The 14,213-nt window shown below is 65.7% G+C and carries 19 protein-coding genes and 1 pseudogene; 11 read left to right on the top strand and 9 right to left on the bottom strand.

Features of this window, described 5'->3' with window-relative positions; all coding sequences use genetic code 11:
* The first annotated feature begins 13 nt into the window (after window positions 1-13).
* The 4 genes from V9K93_RS17730 to V9K93_RS17715 all read left to right on the top strand — a co-directional run bounded on the left by V9K93_RS17730 (window position 14) and on the right by V9K93_RS17715 (window position 2,599).
* Window positions 14-439 (top strand): hypothetical protein, encoded by a 426-nt coding sequence (locus V9K93_RS17730; protein ID WP_046985371.1) that lies wholly within the window; start codon window positions 14-16, stop codon window positions 437-439.
* 57 nt (window positions 440-496) lie between these two features.
* Window positions 497-934, top strand: coding sequence for a rhodanese-like domain-containing protein (locus V9K93_RS17725; protein WP_004134671.1), 438 nt, complete (start codon window positions 497-499; stop codon window positions 932-934).
* Window positions 935-1,034: 100 nt separating this feature from the next.
* Window positions 1,035-1,553 (top strand): protein-export chaperone SecB, encoded by a 519-nt coding sequence (gene secB, locus V9K93_RS17720; RefSeq protein WP_046985370.1) that lies wholly within the window; start codon window positions 1,035-1,037, stop codon window positions 1,551-1,553.
* A gap of 20 nt (window positions 1,554-1,573) precedes the next feature.
* Complete coding sequence (locus V9K93_RS17715) at window positions 1,574-2,599, top strand: NAD(P)H-dependent glycerol-3-phosphate dehydrogenase (protein WP_046985369.1); 1,026 nt, start codon at window positions 1,574-1,576, stop codon at window positions 2,597-2,599.
* Between the two features lie 142 nt (window positions 2,600-2,741).
* Here V9K93_RS17715 and V9K93_RS17710 read toward each other — a convergent pair whose 3' ends face one another.
* Entirely contained in the window at window positions 2,742-3,188 is a 447-nt protein-coding gene (locus V9K93_RS17710; RefSeq protein WP_046985368.1) for a YybH family protein, read from the bottom strand.
* A 136-nt stretch (window positions 3,189-3,324) separates the two neighbouring features.
* Between V9K93_RS17710 and V9K93_RS17705 the strand changes: the two genes are divergently transcribed.
* Window positions 3,325-3,990: an Ivy family c-type lysozyme inhibitor gene (locus tag V9K93_RS17705; protein ID WP_295378543.1), complete on the top strand. Its 666-nt coding sequence runs from the start codon at window positions 3,325-3,327 to the stop codon at window positions 3,988-3,990.
* A 60-nt stretch (window positions 3,991-4,050) separates the two neighbouring features.
* On the opposite strand, the gene V9K93_RS17700 is transcribed toward V9K93_RS17705, so the two are convergent.
* From V9K93_RS17700 to V9K93_RS17685, 4 genes are all read right to left on the bottom strand, one after another.
* Window positions 4,051-4,425 (bottom strand): hypothetical protein, encoded by a 375-nt coding sequence (locus tag V9K93_RS17700; protein ID WP_136638482.1) that lies wholly within the window; start codon window positions 4,423-4,425, stop codon window positions 4,051-4,053.
* Window positions 4,426-4,914: 489 nt separating this feature from the next.
* Window positions 4,915-5,946, bottom strand: coding sequence for an ACR3 family arsenite efflux transporter (arsB, locus tag V9K93_RS17695; protein WP_337302956.1), 1,032 nt, complete (start codon window positions 5,944-5,946; stop codon window positions 4,915-4,917).
* A gap of 13 nt (window positions 5,947-5,959) precedes the next feature.
* Window positions 5,960-6,463, bottom strand: a complete 504-nt coding sequence (locus V9K93_RS17690) for an arsenate reductase ArsC (RefSeq protein WP_337302955.1) — start codon at window positions 6,461-6,463, stop codon at window positions 5,960-5,962.
* Between the two features lie 37 nt (window positions 6,464-6,500).
* Entirely contained in the window at window positions 6,501-6,830 is a 330-nt protein-coding gene (locus V9K93_RS17685; RefSeq protein WP_136638483.1) for an ArsR/SmtB family transcription factor, read from the bottom strand.
* A 17-nt stretch (window positions 6,831-6,847) separates the two neighbouring features.
* Between V9K93_RS17685 and arsH the strand changes: the two genes are divergently transcribed.
* Complete coding sequence (gene arsH, locus V9K93_RS17680; protein ID WP_136638484.1) at window positions 6,848-7,576, top strand: arsenical resistance protein ArsH; 729 nt, start codon at window positions 6,848-6,850, stop codon at window positions 7,574-7,576.
* 24 nt (window positions 7,577-7,600) lie between these two features.
* Here the strand turns inward: arsH and V9K93_RS17675 are convergent, their stop codons facing one another.
* From V9K93_RS17675 to V9K93_RS17665, 3 genes and pseudogenes are all read right to left on the bottom strand, one after another.
* The gene (locus tag V9K93_RS17675) at window positions 7,601-8,293 is read right to left on the bottom strand and encodes a murein L,D-transpeptidase (RefSeq protein WP_136638498.1); all 693 of its coding nucleotides are present in this window, start codon (window positions 8,291-8,293) and stop codon (window positions 7,601-7,603) included.
* Window positions 8,294-8,447: 154 nt separating this feature from the next.
* Window positions 8,448-8,720 carry a hypothetical protein gene (locus V9K93_RS17670; RefSeq protein ID WP_012509703.1) on the bottom strand — a complete coding sequence of 91 codons (273 nt, stop codon included), beginning with the start codon at window positions 8,718-8,720 and terminating at the stop codon, window positions 8,448-8,450.
* A gap of 212 nt (window positions 8,721-8,932) precedes the next feature.
* A pseudogene (locus tag V9K93_RS17665) lies at window positions 8,933-9,806 on the bottom strand (DUF2268 domain-containing putative Zn-dependent protease).
* A gap of 206 nt (window positions 9,807-10,012) precedes the next feature.
* Here V9K93_RS17665 and V9K93_RS17660 point away from each other — a divergent pair.
* The 5 genes from V9K93_RS17660 (at window position 10,013) to V9K93_RS17640 (ending at window position 13,533) form a co-directional block, all read left to right on the top strand.
* Window positions 10,013-10,588: an OmpO family porin gene (locus V9K93_RS17660; RefSeq protein ID WP_046985361.1), complete on the top strand. Its 576-nt coding sequence runs from the start codon at window positions 10,013-10,015 to the stop codon at window positions 10,586-10,588.
* Window positions 10,589-10,711: 123 nt separating this feature from the next.
* A complete protein-coding gene (locus tag V9K93_RS17655; protein ID WP_046985360.1) occupies window positions 10,712-11,479 on the top strand; it encodes a helix-turn-helix transcriptional regulator in 768 nt (255 codons plus the stop codon).
* 68 nt (window positions 11,480-11,547) lie between these two features.
* Complete coding sequence (locus V9K93_RS17650; protein ID WP_136638485.1) at window positions 11,548-11,913, top strand: VOC family protein; 366 nt, start codon at window positions 11,548-11,550, stop codon at window positions 11,911-11,913.
* A gap of 123 nt (window positions 11,914-12,036) precedes the next feature.
* On the top strand, window positions 12,037-13,011 hold the full coding sequence (locus tag V9K93_RS17645; RefSeq protein ID WP_337302954.1) for a Dyp-type peroxidase: 975 nt from the start codon (window positions 12,037-12,039) through the stop codon (window positions 13,009-13,011).
* 105 nt (window positions 13,012-13,116) lie between these two features.
* On the top strand, window positions 13,117-13,533 hold the full coding sequence (locus V9K93_RS17640) for a hypothetical protein (RefSeq protein WP_295378586.1): 417 nt from the start codon (window positions 13,117-13,119) through the stop codon (window positions 13,531-13,533).
* Between the two features lie 108 nt (window positions 13,534-13,641).
* Here the strand turns inward: V9K93_RS17640 and pnuC are convergent, their stop codons facing one another.
* Window positions 13,642-14,211 carry a nicotinamide riboside transporter PnuC gene (pnuC, locus tag V9K93_RS17635; protein WP_337302953.1) on the bottom strand — a complete coding sequence of 190 codons (570 nt, stop codon included), beginning with the start codon at window positions 14,209-14,211 and terminating at the stop codon, window positions 13,642-13,644.
* Window positions 14,212-14,213 lie beyond the last annotated feature (2 nt).

Raw genomic sequence — 14,213 nt, 5'->3', positions numbered from 1 at the left:
GGGGAAACCACCGATGCGCCGCCTCATCCAGTTCCTGATGCTCTCCCTGCTGCTGGTCAGCGCCGTGGCTTCGGCCGACGATCTGAGCCGCAAGCAGCGCAAGCTGCTGGAAGAGACCCAGATCGCCTACGGCGCCACCATCCGCTGGGGCAGCATGGACGATGCCATTGGCTATCTGGACCCCAAGCTGCGCAAGGAAAAGCCGCCCACCGAGTTCGAGCTCAACCGCTACGCGCAGCTGCGCGTGTCGTCCTACCGCGAGCGCAGCAGCGCCGCGCTGGAAGGGGGCCTGGTCGAGCGCCGGGTCGAAATCGGGGTGATCAACCAGAACACCCAGGCCGAGCGCACCGTGGTGGTGGTCGAGCGCTGGCGCTGGGATGCCGAGGCCAAGCGCTGGTGGCAGACCGCCGGCCTGCCGGACCTGTGGAAGGGGCAGTGACGGGCCGCGTCCGGCTTGTGCGACAATCGGCGCCCGCTTAATCGACCCGTGACCTGAGTGAATTACGAAGAGTTGCTGGCCTTTGCAGGCCGAAACCCGATGCTGTCCGCGGCCCTGGTCGGCCTGACCGTGGCCATCATCGTCACCGAGATCCGCCGCCTGTTCCGGGGCTTCAAGGGCATCAAGCCCGCCGAACTGACCCAGCTGATCAATGCAGGTGGCACGGTGGTGGTCGACCTGTCGGCCAGCGGTGACTTCGAGAAGGGCCACATCGCCGGCAGCCGCAATGCCCAGGCCAGTGCCTTCGGCCCGGACAACAAGTTGGTGGCCAACGCCAAGCAGTCGCCGGTGGTGCTGGTGTGCCGCAGTGGCAACGCCTCGGAAACCGCCGCCAAGGCGCTGAAGAAGGCCGGCTTCGAGAAGGTCTACGTGCTCGACGGCGGCATTCCCGCCTGGCAGCAGGCCGAGCTGCCGCTGGTCAAGGGCCGCAACTGATTGTCGCAGGTGGCGGATCCGGCCTTGTATGGGCCTGGAACCGCCCCCATCGCAGTAGTTCGACCATCGTTTTCATTGCATTCACCTGGAGTTACTGGAAATGTCCGAAGAGACCACCAACGGCGCCGTTGCGCCGGCCGATGCCGCCACCGGCCCCGCTTTCACCGTCGAGAAGATCTACGTCAAGGACGTTTCCTTCGAGTCGCCGAATGCTCCGACCATCTTCAATGACCAGGTGCAGCCGGAACTGCAGCTCAACCTGAACCAGCAGGTGCAGCGCCTGGGCGAGAACGCCTTCGAAGTGGTGCTGGCCGTGACCCTGACCTGCCAGGCCGGTGAGCGCACCGCCTATGTGGCCGAAGTGAAGCAGGCCGGCGTGTTCGGCCTGGTCGGCCTGGACCCGCAGTCGATCGACGTGCTGCTCGGTACCCAGTGCCCGAACATCCTGTTCCCGTACGTGCGCCAGCTGGTCAGCGACCTGATCCAGGCCGGCGGCTTCCCGCCGTTCTTCCTGCAGCCGATCAACTTCGAAGGCCTGTACGCAGAAACCCTGCGCCAGCGCCAGGAGCAGGGCGACGCACCGTCGCTGGCTGACTCCGAGCCGGCCGGCAACGCCTGATTCCGGCCGCGACGTCACGGATGAGCACTACCGCTGACAAGATCGCCGTGCTCGGCGCCGGTTCCTGGGGAACCGCGCTGGCCAGCCTGCTCGCACGGCACGGTCACCCGACCGTGCTGTGGGGGCGCGACGCTGCCGTGGTCGAGGCCATCGACCAGCGCCACGAGAACCCGCGCTACCTGCCGGGCATCCCGCTGCCGGACAGCCTGCGTGCCACCACTGACCTGGCGTCGGCGGTGGAAGGCGCGGCCTGGATCCTGGTGGTGACCCCGTCGCACGCGTTCGGTGAAACCGTGCGCGCGCTGGCGCCGCTGCGTCCGGCCGGTGCCGGTGTGGCGTGGGCCACCAAGGGTTTTGAACCCGGTTCGGGCCGCTTCCTGCACGAAGTAGCGCGCGAAGTGCTGGGCGAGGACGTGCCGCTGGCCGTCGTCACCGGGCCGTCGTTCGCCAAGGAAGTGACCCAGGGCCTGCCGACCGCGATCACCGTGCACGGCGACGTGCCCGAGTTCGCGCAGACGGTGGCTGAGGCAATGCATGGCCCGGCGTTCCGCGCCTACACCGGCGACGACATGGTCGGTGCCGAGCTGGGCGGTGCGATGAAGAACGTGCTGGCCGTGGCCACCGGCGTGGCCGATGGCATGCAGCTGGGCCTGAACGCCCGTGCCGGCCTGATCACCCGCGGTCTCAACGAGATGCTGCGCCTGGCCGCTGCGATCGGCGCCAAGCCGGAAACGCTGATGGGCCTGGCGGGGCTGGGCGACCTGGTGCTGACCTGCACCGGCGACCTGTCGCGCAACCGCCGCCTGGGCCTGGCCCTGGGCCGCGGGCAGACGCTGCAGGACGCCATCCGCGAAATCGGCCAGGTGGTCGAGTCGGTGCAGACCGCAGACGAAGTGATGCGACAGGCGCGCCGTCATGGCATCGACCTGCCGATCTCCGACCGCGTGCGTGCCGTGCTGCACGGCGAGCAGACGCCTGAAGAAGGCCTGCGCGCATTGCTGGCACGGGAACAGAAACCGGAGTATCCGGACACGCTGTTCAAGTGAATCGAAAAACCCCGGCCACGCGCCGGGTTTTTTTTGCGCGCTGCATCCACGCATGGCGTGGATCTACTCCGGAACCTGCTTCTGGTAGCTGCCAACCTTGGTTGGCGTCCGGTAGCGCGGGGCCATGCCTGGCGGAAAACCCTCACCGCGCCCGTGGCGGCGCGTTGCCGTTGTCCATGTCCGAGAAGATCATCCACGGGCCGTCACCCACGCGCTTCAGCGTCAGCGTGAACTTGCCGATGTCGCCCACGTTGTTGCCGTAGCTGTACGCACCGATGATGTAACCCGTATTCCCCTCCACCGCATACGCCAAGGCACGCAGCCGCAACGGACTGCTGCCCTGGCCGGCATACGCGGCTTCGATCGCGCTGCGGCCGCGCACCGGCGGCTGGTTGCTCTGCAGCACAATGCCATCCTCGGTGAACAGCCCGGCCAGCGCCTTGGCATCACCGGTGCGCCACGCCTGCTCGTAGTCGCGCAGCACGCGCTCCAGCGGCGCGGGCAGGGCTGCATCCGGGAGAGGCTGCGCGCCTTCTGCATCGTGGGCGATTGCCGGCGATGCCAGCAGCAGGGCACTGCAGAACATCATGGCGAGTCGTGTGCGGCGCATGCGTCCAGGCCCTGGCGATGATGGGAAGGCTTCAGACGCATCCTAGCGCGGCGCTGGTTAGAATCACGCAGCTGCCCGCGTGGCGCATGCAGCGCAGATCAGACAAGGACACGGAATGAAGATTCGAATCACAGGGATGGCGATGATGGCCGCGCTGCTGGCCGCCTGCGGACAGGCACCGGCGCCGGATGCAGCACCGGCCGCACCGGCACCGACCACCGAAGCACCGGCTGCCACGGCGACGGTGGTCGAAAAGGAACCGTCCATCGAAGACGGTGTGGACCCTTCGGTGTGGGACAACGAAGGCGAACCGGAAGACCCGAGTGCCGGCGGCGAACTCACCTGCGCAGACAACCCGCTGGCGACCCATTTCTTCACCCTGGTGGGCGGCAATACCGTGGACGACTGCGGCCGCAAGGACCGGAAGGTGCTGACCGCGTTCAACGCCCTGATGAAGAACACGGCCGCGGCCGAATCCGCCGACAAAGAGATTCCGTCGCTGCGCGAGCGGCTGTTGAGCGGGCCCAGCGGGCCTGGCGAACTGGTGGTGCTGCAGGGCGAGCCGTGGTGGTTCTACACCGCCTGCCAGGCCCACGACTGCCCCGGCACCGCATTGGCGATGCTGTATTCGCCCGATCAGGCGAAGATGGTCGGCCGTCTTACCGCGCGCTGCCGTGTGTGGTGGCTGGGCGAGCCGACGGCGGAACAACGTGCGCAGATCGAACAGCGCCAGCCACTGCAGGATGCCGCGTTGAAGGAAGACAGCGCGCTCTGCGAGTGACACGGCGCCCGCCGCGGCGCCGGGCCGTGCCCGGCGCTGCAGTGAGCGTTGCTCCCCGTATCACCCTTCCGGCCGCATGCGTGCGCTGACCTGTGCGGTCAGCGACAGACTGGCCATCATCAGGCCCTCCATCACGCGGTCGCCCACGTACTCGTGGTCGGGACCGTTCTGGCGCACGCGCTCGGCCGCCAGCATCATTTCCAGTGCCACGCGCAGCCCGGCCAACGCGCAGTCCGCGTCGGCCAGCGCCATGCGGCGGCCGGGCATCTGATGACGTTCGGGCCAGGGCTGGCCGTCGGCGGCCGCGCCCTTGCCGATGCGGTTGAGGGTGGCGATGAAGGTGTTCGGATCGGCCGCAGGGGTGTGATCTGGCGACTCACCGGCATTGGCGGGCGAGTGATGCGGATGCAGGCGCGGGAAGTCCGGTGAGGTCATGGCAATGCTCCGTGCAGGACAGACGGTAGCCGCCACACAAGGGTGGCGGGCGGAGACGTGGCTCGAAAACCGGGAGATCACGAACAAGACCGGCAGGCGCAAGGCCTCCACGCTCCGCCCGCCATAGTCGGCAGACGGAATGCCAGCCGGCGCCACGCGGGGTGACGCCGGCTGGCAAGCGCAAACAACGTTCGTGATCTAACGGGTTTTCGAGGCCCGGCCACCCATTTTCCGGTGGCCCACCATCTGTACCGCCGTCGCTGCGCAACGCCAATCAGAAGAGTTGTATTCAACGCTGGATCAAAGACGCTTTCGGCATTTTTGCATGCTGTTAAGCCGTCGCAGACGCAGACGGCGCAACGTCCGTAGCGGCATGGGGAATATGCGACATCGGTCGAAGTTGATGACGTGGCGTACGGGTACCCCACCAAGCCGATGACGACAGTGCGGAGTGAAGAGCGTAGATCGACTTCGACGCACTCCGGTATGTCAGTGCTCTTCGCGTCTCTCGTACCAGGCTTGAGTACGATTCACGATCCGCACAACAGAAAGCATGACCGGCACCTCGATCAGCACGCCCACCACCGTCGCCAGCGCCGCCCCCGAATGCACGCCGAACAGCCCCACCGCTGTCGCCACCGCCAGTTCGAAGAAGTTGCTGGCACCAATCAACGCCGAAGGACCGGCCACGCAATGCGCCACGCCCAGCCGACGGTTGAGCAGATAGGCCAGGCCTGAAGTGAAGTAGACCTGGATCAGGATCGGCACTGCAATCAGTGCAATCACCAGCGGTTGCTTCACGATCTGCTGGCCCTGGAACCCGAACAGCAGCACCAGCGTGAGCAGCAGGGCGGACAGGGAAAGCGGCCCCAGCCTTCGAAGCGCACGTTGCAGGCCCGCCTCGCCGCTGAGCAACAGGATCCAGCGCCGCAGCAGCGCGGCCACCAGCACGGGCGCCACAATGTAGAGGCTCACCGACAACAGCAAGGTGTCCCACGGCACGCTGATCGCCGACAGGCCGAGCAGCAGCGCAACTACCGGCGCATACGCGACCACCATGATCGCGTCGTTCAGGGCCACTTGGCTCAGCGAGAAGTTGGCATCGCCGCGGCACAGGTTGCTCCACACGAACACCATGGCGGTGCAGGGCGCGGCTGCCAGCAGGATCAACCCGGCGACGTAGCTGTCGATCTGCCCTGGCGGCAACCAGTCGGCGAAGGCATGGCGTAGGAACAGCCAGCCCAGCAGCGCCATCGAGAACGGCTTGACCGCCCAGTTGATGAACAGCGTCACCCCGATGCCCTTCCAGTGCTGCTGCAACTGACGCATCGCGCCGAAGTCGACCTTCAGCAGCATCGGGATGATCATCAGCCAGATCAGCACTGCAACCGGCAGGTTGACCTTGGCCACTTCGGCGGCGGCCAGCACCGCGAAGGCATCGGGCAGGACGTGGCCCAGCAGCGTGCCCATCGCAATGCACAGCACAACCCACAGGGTCAGGTGTCGCTCGAACAGGCTCATGGCAGTGGCACCGTCACTGCGTGCCGTCGATCGGCAGCAGCTGGCCGATCCGGTCCAGCGCGTGCTGCAGCGCTTCGCGTTCGGACCACACCGATTCGGGCAGTGCGAGCAGCGCACGCAGGCGGGTTTTCACGATGGCATGAGCCAGCGCGAAGGCTGCGGTCTTGTCGGCATCGCTGCCTGCTACGGCGGCCGGATCGGGCAGGCCCCAATGGCTGCGGATGAAGTCCCCGAACACCACAGGGCAGGCTTCGGCAGCAGCGGAGTCACACACGGCAATCACCAGATCCATCGGAGCCGCATCCACGAACTCATCCCACGATTTGCTGCGCAGCCCTTCAATGGGCATTCCTTCGGCCTGCAACTGGGCCAGCGCGAATGGATTGACCTGACCGGTGGGCTGGCTGCCGGCGCTGAAGGCGGTGAAGCGGTCGCCGCCCCAGGCGCGCAGGGTGGCTTCGGCAAGCACGCTGCGGGCGCTGTTGCCGGTACAGAGGAACAGGACAGAACGGGTCATGGGGCAATCGCCTCGATGGGGCAGGTCGTGTGCGGTATCAGCACTTGCAGGCGGGTGCTGCGGACGAGCACTCATCGCTGGGTGAGCCCGCGCAGCAGTTGTGCGTCAGGTACTCGATCAAGCCGTTCATGGCATCGAAGTTGGCCCGATAGCACACATGGCGGCCCTGGCTTTCGCTCTCTACCAGGCCGGCCTGCACCAGCTCCTTCAGGTGGAAACTGAGCGTAGCCGGTGGCACCAGCAGGGCCGTGGCGATGTCGCCAGCCATGCGTCCTGCCGGGCCGGCCTCCACCAGCAGGCGGAAGGCAGCCAGGCGGGTGGCATGACCCAAGGCAGTCAGGGCAGTGATTGCATTCGACGTTTCCATATTTCTAGAATAGTCGAATGAATAAGCCAATCACAAGTGCCCACCTGCCGAACCTGGTAGAAGCCTCGCTGCCCCAGCCCGATCACCACCAGCTCGCCGCCGCCGATCTGGGGCCACCACGCATCCTCCTGCTCTACGGCTCGCTTCGGCCGCAGTCGTTCAGTCGCAAGCTGGCGCTGGAAGCCGAGCGGCTGCTGCATTACCTGGGGTGCGAGACCCGCGTGTTCGATCCGCATGCGCTGCCCATGCTGGACAGCGTGGACAAGAGCCACCCCGAAGTGCAGCGGTTGCGTGCGTGGTCGCAGTGGTCGGAAGGCCAGGTCTGGGTCAGCCCCGAGCGGCACGGGACGATCACCGGTGTGCTCAAGAACCAGATCGACTGGTTGCCACTGGAAGACGGCAGCGTGCGCCCCACACAGGGCAGGACGCTGGCGGTGATGCAGGTGAGCGGCGGTTCGCAGTCGTTCAACACGGTCAACACGCTGCGCGTACTTGGTCGTTGGATGCGCATGCTGACCATCCCCAACCAGTCATCGGTGGCCAAGGCCTGGCAGGAGTTCGATGACGATGGACGAATGAAGCCCTCGCCGTACTACGACCGCGTGGTGGATGTGATGGAGGAACTGGTGAAGTTCACGCTGCTGACGCGAGGGCGGTCGGACTACCTGGTGGACCGCTACAGCGAACGCAAGGGCGATGCGCATGCCGCTGCATTGGCGCGGGCCGCGGGCGCTGCGGCTTCCTGAATTCCTGATCCGCCGATGGGCGCATTACTTGCTTGCGCGCCGCGCGCCCTTCTCGTCTTCGTCCTTGGCATCCCCACGGCTCTGCGCGAACTCCGGGAATGTCTTCGCGATCGAATCCTTGTCCGGCAGGATGTAGAACACGCCGCCCTTCTCGAACGTGGATTGCACAATCTGCTCGTAGAACGCGGGCGTGACGTTGATGCAGCCGTGCGTAACGCGGTTGTCGTCCGGCGAAGGTGATGCCAGCCGTTCGGCGCGCTTCTCTTTCGGGGTGCCTGGCGGAAGCGGATGCATCGAGACGGCGGAATCGTAGTCCACCCACAGCACGCGTCCGGCATCGTCGGAGGGGCCGTAGCCACCAATGAAACGGCCCGCTGGGGTGGTGCGGTCATGGCCTGGAATCGCACTCAGCGCGAGCTTGGCAACGCCGGGTGCAGAGTGATCGCCGATGGCCGAACCGAACAGCGCCGGTGCCGCGCCGCGCAGCTTGCCGTCGCCGCCGAAGACCAGTACCTGCGCAGCCGCCTTGTCCATGATCGCGAACGGATAACCCTGGTTGTCCTTGCTGGCGACCACCCAGCCGGCCAGTTCGATCACCGTCTCGGAGACGCTCTGGTCAGCGGGAAGTTCATCAACGGCGGCACTCCGCTGTTCAGGCGCTTCCTTGTCCTTGCCCTTGGCGCTGGCTGCGCCGCTGCACGCTACGGCCAGTGCCAACATCAACACAGGGAGGGCACGACGTGCAGGGGAGGAGGAGGTACGAATGGGACGGCTCCTTGCATTGAGACCGCGGGTGGAAGGACGCCAGTGGCCGGCGAAGGCCACTGGTTCCCGATACAGAGGTGGATCAATTCAAACGGTGAGGGAGCGATCAGCCGCGCGGCTTGCGGCCGGCAGGTGCCCTTTCAAGCTGCTGCACGCGGCCTTCGATCTGGTCCAGACGCTGGTTGGCCTGCTGCGCCGACTGGTTGGCGGACTCGGCACTCTGGGCGGCGCCCTGCACCTTTACATCGAGCTGGTCGAGACGCGAGTTGATCGTTGCAAACTCGTTCTTGTAAGAGGCGCAAGCGCCAAGGCTCACGGTGGCGATGAGCGCCACGCTGAGTGCACGGGCCATCTTCATGTGTTGCGAGGTCAGTTTCATTCCACTCCCTCCTTCGTCTGGGGAAGCTGGAATATAGCGGCGTTTGTTCCCGGCGCTACCAAGCGCTTTCAGCTGCAGTTGGAAGACGTGGATGGGCTGTGAAGGTCGGTAAATCAACAAACCTTAACAAGCGGGATCAAGCGAGCTGATCTGCACCGGCGGATCGCCTTGTGCCTGTTCAATATCACCCATTCACCAGCATGAAGCCGGCATCACGGCATCTGCGCCTGCGTGCTTCCGCCTGCTCCGCACGCAGGTTGCCATCCACTTGCTTCCAGCAGCGCTGCAGCGTTTCCAGGCTGGACATTTCCAGTAGCCGAGGTCTCCGCGGCGCGTGTCGTCGCCGGGGCCGTTGTACAGCCACTTCGAAAGATCGGTACCCATGCTGTCCTGCAGGAACGCGCGCTCCAGCGCTCACTCGCGACCCTGCGTCCAACGCTGCAGATGCGCGTTGGACGGTTGCCCGGAGATCCGTTCTCCCACGTATTCGGCGCCGCCTTCCACCAGCGTCTGATAGAGCAGGGTGGGCTGCTCGACTTCCACGCGTGCACCGGGCTGTTGCACGTGCACATACTCATGGGCGATCAGATGCACGAAGCGGTCACTTACATCGGCCTGCATCCAGTCGGCGTTGCACAGCGCTTCCAGTCCGATGACCACACCTGCTTCGGTGGTAACGCAACCACTGTTGCCGCGGCCCACCAGTACGGTGACCGAGGGAAAGCGCGCAGACGGCAACAGGGCGCCCAGCTGATCGACGGCAGCGGCGACGCGCGTGCGGATCGATGGCAATGCTGTGGTTCTCGCTTTCGCAAACAGTGACGGCTTGTCCTGGATGGCCCTGGCCAGCCGCTCCATCGAGCCGATACGGCTGTCGGTGAAGCTGCGCAGGGCATCCGTACCCGCATCCAGGTAGCCGTGCTGCAGATCATCGGCGCTTGGGCGCCCGTGGTTGGCGTCCAGCACCTTGAAGAAGCACGTGACATCGTCTGTCTGTACGACGATGCGCCCGGCAGGAACGACGCGCTCAGCCGCCTGTGCCTGCAGCAGCGCGACCGGCGAGGCGATCAGGATCAGCGCCCGCATCAAGCATCGAGCGTGGTGCGCGTAAGAAGCCGCCGGCAATGCCATGCGGAGTTCCCTGAACGGGAACCATATTTATACACCAGTCAGTTCAATATTCAGGGTCGATTAGACCCTCTAACGGATAATTCACACCTGTCGACCGCCTCTTCTCTCTCCCCCTCCCGGGAGGCGGTCGACGAAACCAAAATAATTAAAGGTGTGTCCCGATGAACAAGAATTCGCTGCTTGCCCTGGGTCTTCTGGCTGCTCTGCCGTTCGCTGCATCGGCGACCGATGGCCTGTCGTACAACTACGTTGAAGGCGGCTACGTGAACACCGATGCCAAGGGCGGCGACGCCGATGGCTGGAAGGTGAAGGGTTCCGTTGCGGTGCACCCGAACTTCCACGTCTTCGGCGACTACAGCGCCCAGGAGACCGACAAGTTCAAGAATGACGTCGACCAGTGGCGCCTGGGTGTCGGTTACAACTACGGCATCGCACCGAACACCGACCTGGTGGCCCGTGTTGCCTACCAGAAGTACGACGAGAAGCGCGGCCTGGACTTCAACGGCTACTCCACCGAAGTGGGCGTGCGCACTGCGTTCAACCCGTACGTGGAAGGCTACGTGATGGCCGGCTACGAAGATTTCACCAAGAAGCACGGCATCAACCCGGACGGCGAGTTCTACGGCCGCGTCGGCGCCACCGCCAAGTTCAACCAGAACTGGGGCCTGAGTGGCGAAGTGAAGCTGGCCAAGGCCGGCGACCGCGAGTGGTTCGTGGGCCCGCGCTTCACCTGGTAACAAACGCCTGTCGTTAGTGCGTGTTGTGCTGGCGTGTGACTCTCTCTCTCTCCCACACGCCAACCGAAGCCCGGCCTCGCGCCGGGCTTCACTTTTATGGGCTTCTGGGCGCCACAATGCGGCATGGGCGACCCTTCCTCCCTCGCAGGTACCGACACGGCCTATCAGGAGCACCGGGCGCCAGCGCCGCTGCGTGGCCATTTCGGCCAGCTATGGCAGAGCCAGCTCGCTGCGGATGCCGATGGCCATATCACCGTGCTGCCCGATGGCTGCGTGGACATCCTCTGGCGTGACGGCGCGTTGTTCGTGGTCGGCCCGGATCGTGTGGCTGCGCATCCGGCGCTTGCACCCGGTGCGCAGGTGCTGGGTGCGCGCTTTCGTCCCGGCCAGGCGTTGGCCGCGTTGGGATTGCCATTGGCCGGCATCATTGGACAGGCGGTGCCGTTGGCCGATCTGAAGGGCGGATGGGCCACAGCAGCCGCTGCATCCATTGGCGATACCGCGCCGGCCCAACGATTGCAGCGGATGGCGCAGTGCCTGCAGCAGCACATGGGCGCGGCGGCCCTCGACGTGCAGGCGCAACGGGCGCATGTGTTGTTCCACGCGCTTGGCCGTGGCCAAGCTACGTTGGACGAGCTGGCGGCAGGCTTGAACCTGAGCCCGCGCAGCCTGCGCCGTATCAGCCAGGCGCAGTTCGGCTACGGCGCCAAGACGCTGGAGCGGATCCTGCGCCTGCAACGCTTCCTGCGCCACAGCCGTGGGTTGCCGCAGCATTCGTTGGCGATGCTGGCCGTCGATGCCGGCTATGCCGACCAGGCCCATCTCAGCCGCGAGGCCCGCGAACTGGCTGGCATGACCGCACGCGAACTTCGCGGGGAGTGGGGACAATGATGGCCGTTTCGTTCAAGACAGGCAGACCACGCTGATCGATGCTGCAGGCTCCAACCACGGAGTCCACCATGAGCCACGCCACCCCCGGTGCCGAACGCCGCATCGACAACATCGAATTCAACGTCGCCGACATCGCCCGCAGCAAACGCTTCTACGGCGAGGTATTCGGGTGGTGCTTCATCGACTACGGCCCCGCCTACACCGAGTTCGACGATGGTCGCCTGAAAGGTGGTTTCGTTTCCGACGCGCCGGTGCGTGCGCACGGTGGTCCGCTGGTCATTCTCTACTGCGCGGACCTGGCGGATGCGCAGCAGCGTGTGGTCGCTGCCGGTGGCGAGGTGGTGCAGGCGGTATTCGCCTTCCCCGGTGGCCGTCGCTTCCACTTCCGCGATCTGGATGGCTACGAGCTGGCGGTCTGGAGTGATGTGGATTGAGGTCTTCGTACCTTCGCCGGTGGACGGAACGAGAACCGCTCCGTCCCCGGTCAGGTGGTTCCGCTATGATCGCCCGCACATCGCTACACGCGATGCGCCCGCCTCAAGCCAGCAGGAACCGTCGTGAACTCCCAGCCCGCACCGATCACCGCCCTCAACCACACGCTCGACAACGAGCCGCAGCAGATCACCGCGCCACTGACCCATTCGGCGGCGTTCCTGGTGCTGAAGGTGAAGGATGACGAGGCATCGATCGCAAAGGCGCGCGAGGTACTGGCCAGCACCGACGACCTGATCAAGAACACCGCCATCCGCGAGATCGAGCGCACCTTCACCTGCAACGTGGCCATTGGCCACCGCGTGTGGCAGCCGCTGGTGGGTACCACGCCGCCGCGTGAGCTGGCGCCGTTCCGCGAGATCAAGGGCACGACCCACACCGCGGTGTCCACGCCGGGCGACCTGCTGTACCACATCCGTGCGCGCACCATGGACCTGATCGTGGCGTTCGAGCGCAACCTGCTGATGGCGTTCGGTGATGCGGTGGAAACGGTTGATGACGTGGCCGGCTTCCGCTATTTCGATGGCCGCGACCTGCTCGATTTCGTCGATGGCACCGCCAACCCGGAAGGGCTGTCGCTGCCGGAAGCCACCATCGTGGGCGAGGAAGACCCGGAGCACGCCGGTGGCAGCTACGTGGTGGTGCAGAAGTACCTGCACAACCTCGATGCCTGGCGCGCACAGAAGACCGAAGCGCAGGAAGCGATCATCGGCCGCACCAAGCACGACAACATCGAGCTGGATGATGCGCCGGCCGATGCGCAGAAATCGCACAAGACGCTGTGCACCATCGAGGATGCCGACGGCGAGCACGAGATCCTGCGCGACAACATGCCCTTCGCGAACCCGGGCCGTGGCGAGTACGGCACCTACTTCATCGGCTACACGCGCCACCTGTGGGTGATCGAGAAGATGCTCGAGCGCATGTTCATCGGCAATCCCGCGCCGCTGCATGACCGCATCCTGGACTTCTCCACCGCCACCACCGGCGTGACCTTCTTCGCGCCGTCGCGCAAGGTGCTGGCCGACCTGGGCGACTGATAGCGCCAGGCCTGCGGTCTACGCGCTGGCCATTACCGCCCGCCATCTGCCTGTCATCTATCGCGCCGACCATCAGAGGTTGGATGGAAGCGCAGGAGGCTGGCGATGGTCATGGCAGGAAACAGGGCCGGCGTGCGCCGCTGGTGGCGGCCGTTGGCCGCGCTGTTCGGTGCGCTCGCACTTGGAAGTGCCAGCGTTTCCGCGCAGGAGGCTCCCGCACACTGGATGGCCTATGCCGCCGCCGTGGGCGGCCAGCTGCAGCAGCGCCTGCAGCAGGAGCAGGATCCGCGGGCGCAGCGCGTGCTGGAATGGATGCAGGCACACCCGGATACGCCGACGCCGTTGCCGGTGAGCGTGTGGATCGCGGCGGATGGCCGCATTTCGGAACTCGAATTCGGCAGCCTGGGCGACGCCCAGATCGACGCCGACCTGCGCGCGACATTGCAGTCCGCGCCGTTGCAGGCCGCCCCACCGGCTGACATGCGCCAGCCGCTGCGGCTGGGCCTGCTGCTTACCCAGTAGATCCACGCCATGCGTGGATGGGCCTGGTAGATGCCGACCTTGATCGGCAGGCGTGCGCCAACCAAGGTTGGCGACAACCGGTAAACCCCGGCCACGCACGGCGTGGCTCTACTGCGTTGCCACCTGCGGTTCACGCGCAGCTGCGCTCCATGCGCGCAGCCCGAACACGGCCAGGCCGAGGAAGAACACGTACAGCGCGGCGGTCACATGCAGCGACTTGAACAGGTACGCACCCACGTACACCACGTCCACCGCGATCCACACCCACCAGCAGGCCACGTGGCGGCGTGCCTGCCACCACTGGCCGACCAGGCTCAGCGCGGTCAGCATCGCGTCCAGCCACGGCAGCGCGGCATCGGTGAAGGTGTGCATGGCCGCACCCAGCGCCACGCCACCGCAGAGGCCGATGGCCAGGTCGCGCAGCAGCTTGTCGCGCGCCAGTGGCACGATGCGGACGCTGCCCTCGTCGGCGGCGTGCTGCCGCCAGTTGAGCCAGCCGTAGACCAGGAAGCCACCGAAGGCGACCTGCAGCAGGGTGTCCGAGTACAGCTTGGCCTCGGCGAACACCAGGCCATACAGCATCACCGACAGCAGGCCCACCGGCCACGCCACCAGCCGGCGCTTGGCCATCAGCCAGACGCCGAGGATGCTGCACAGCGCGGCGGCCCACTCCAGCATCA

This window comes from Stenotrophomonas sp. CCNWLW162 (assembly GCF_037203745.1).
In the GTDB taxonomy this organism is placed as follows: domain Bacteria; phylum Pseudomonadota; class Gammaproteobacteria; order Xanthomonadales; family Xanthomonadaceae; genus Stenotrophomonas; species Stenotrophomonas maltophilia_AQ.
The sequence above is the reverse complement of the archived record's forward strand: the minus strand, read 5'-3'. Positions and strand labels throughout refer to the sequence as shown.

What these genes read in the sequence shown, in the direction of transcription:
- V9K93_RS17655 (WP_046985360.1), top strand. Translation starts at nt 10,712, where the DNA reads ATGGGCGACCCTTCCTCCCTCGCAGGTACCGACACGGCCTATCAGGAG.
- V9K93_RS17715 (WP_046985369.1), top strand. Translation starts at nt 1,574, where the DNA reads ATGAGCACTACCGCTGACAAGATCGCCGTGCTCGGCGCCGGTTCCTGG.
- arsH (WP_136638484.1), top strand. Translation starts at nt 6,848, where the DNA reads ATGAATAAGCCAATCACAAGTGCCCACCTGCCGAACCTGGTAGAAGCC.
- arsB (WP_337302956.1), bottom strand. Translation starts at nt 5,946, where the DNA reads ATGAGCCTGTTCGAGCGACACCTGACCCTGTGGGTTGTGCTGTGCATT.
- V9K93_RS17705 (WP_295378543.1), top strand. Translation starts at nt 3,325, where the DNA reads ATGAAGATTCGAATCACAGGGATGGCGATGATGGCCGCGCTGCTGGCC.
- V9K93_RS17700 (WP_136638482.1), bottom strand. Translation starts at nt 4,425, where the DNA reads ATGACCTCACCGGACTTCCCGCGCCTGCATCCGCATCACTCGCCCGCC.
- V9K93_RS17640 (WP_295378586.1), top strand. Translation starts at nt 13,117, where the DNA reads ATGGTCATGGCAGGAAACAGGGCCGGCGTGCGCCGCTGGTGGCGGCCG.
- V9K93_RS17690 (WP_337302955.1), bottom strand. Translation starts at nt 6,463, where the DNA reads ATGACCCGTTCTGTCCTGTTCCTCTGTACCGGCAACAGCGCCCGCAGC.
- V9K93_RS17730 (WP_046985371.1), top strand. Translation starts at nt 14, where the DNA reads ATGCGCCGCCTCATCCAGTTCCTGATGCTCTCCCTGCTGCTGGTCAGC.
- V9K93_RS17685 (WP_136638483.1), bottom strand. Translation starts at nt 6,830, where the DNA reads ATGGAAACGTCGAATGCAATCACTGCCCTGACTGCCTTGGGTCATGCC.
- V9K93_RS17670 (WP_012509703.1), bottom strand. Translation starts at nt 8,720, where the DNA reads ATGAAACTGACCTCGCAACACATGAAGATGGCCCGTGCACTCAGCGTG.
- V9K93_RS17660 (WP_046985361.1), top strand. Translation starts at nt 10,013, where the DNA reads ATGAACAAGAATTCGCTGCTTGCCCTGGGTCTTCTGGCTGCTCTGCCG.
- pnuC (WP_337302953.1), bottom strand. Translation starts at nt 14,211, where the DNA reads ATGCTGGAGTGGGCCGCCGCGCTGTGCAGCATCCTCGGCGTCTGGCTG.
- V9K93_RS17650 (WP_136638485.1), top strand. Translation starts at nt 11,548, where the DNA reads ATGAGCCACGCCACCCCCGGTGCCGAACGCCGCATCGACAACATCGAA.
- secB (WP_046985370.1), top strand. Translation starts at nt 1,035, where the DNA reads ATGTCCGAAGAGACCACCAACGGCGCCGTTGCGCCGGCCGATGCCGCC.
- V9K93_RS17710 (WP_046985368.1), bottom strand. Translation starts at nt 3,188, where the DNA reads ATGATGTTCTGCAGTGCCCTGCTGCTGGCATCGCCGGCAATCGCCCAC.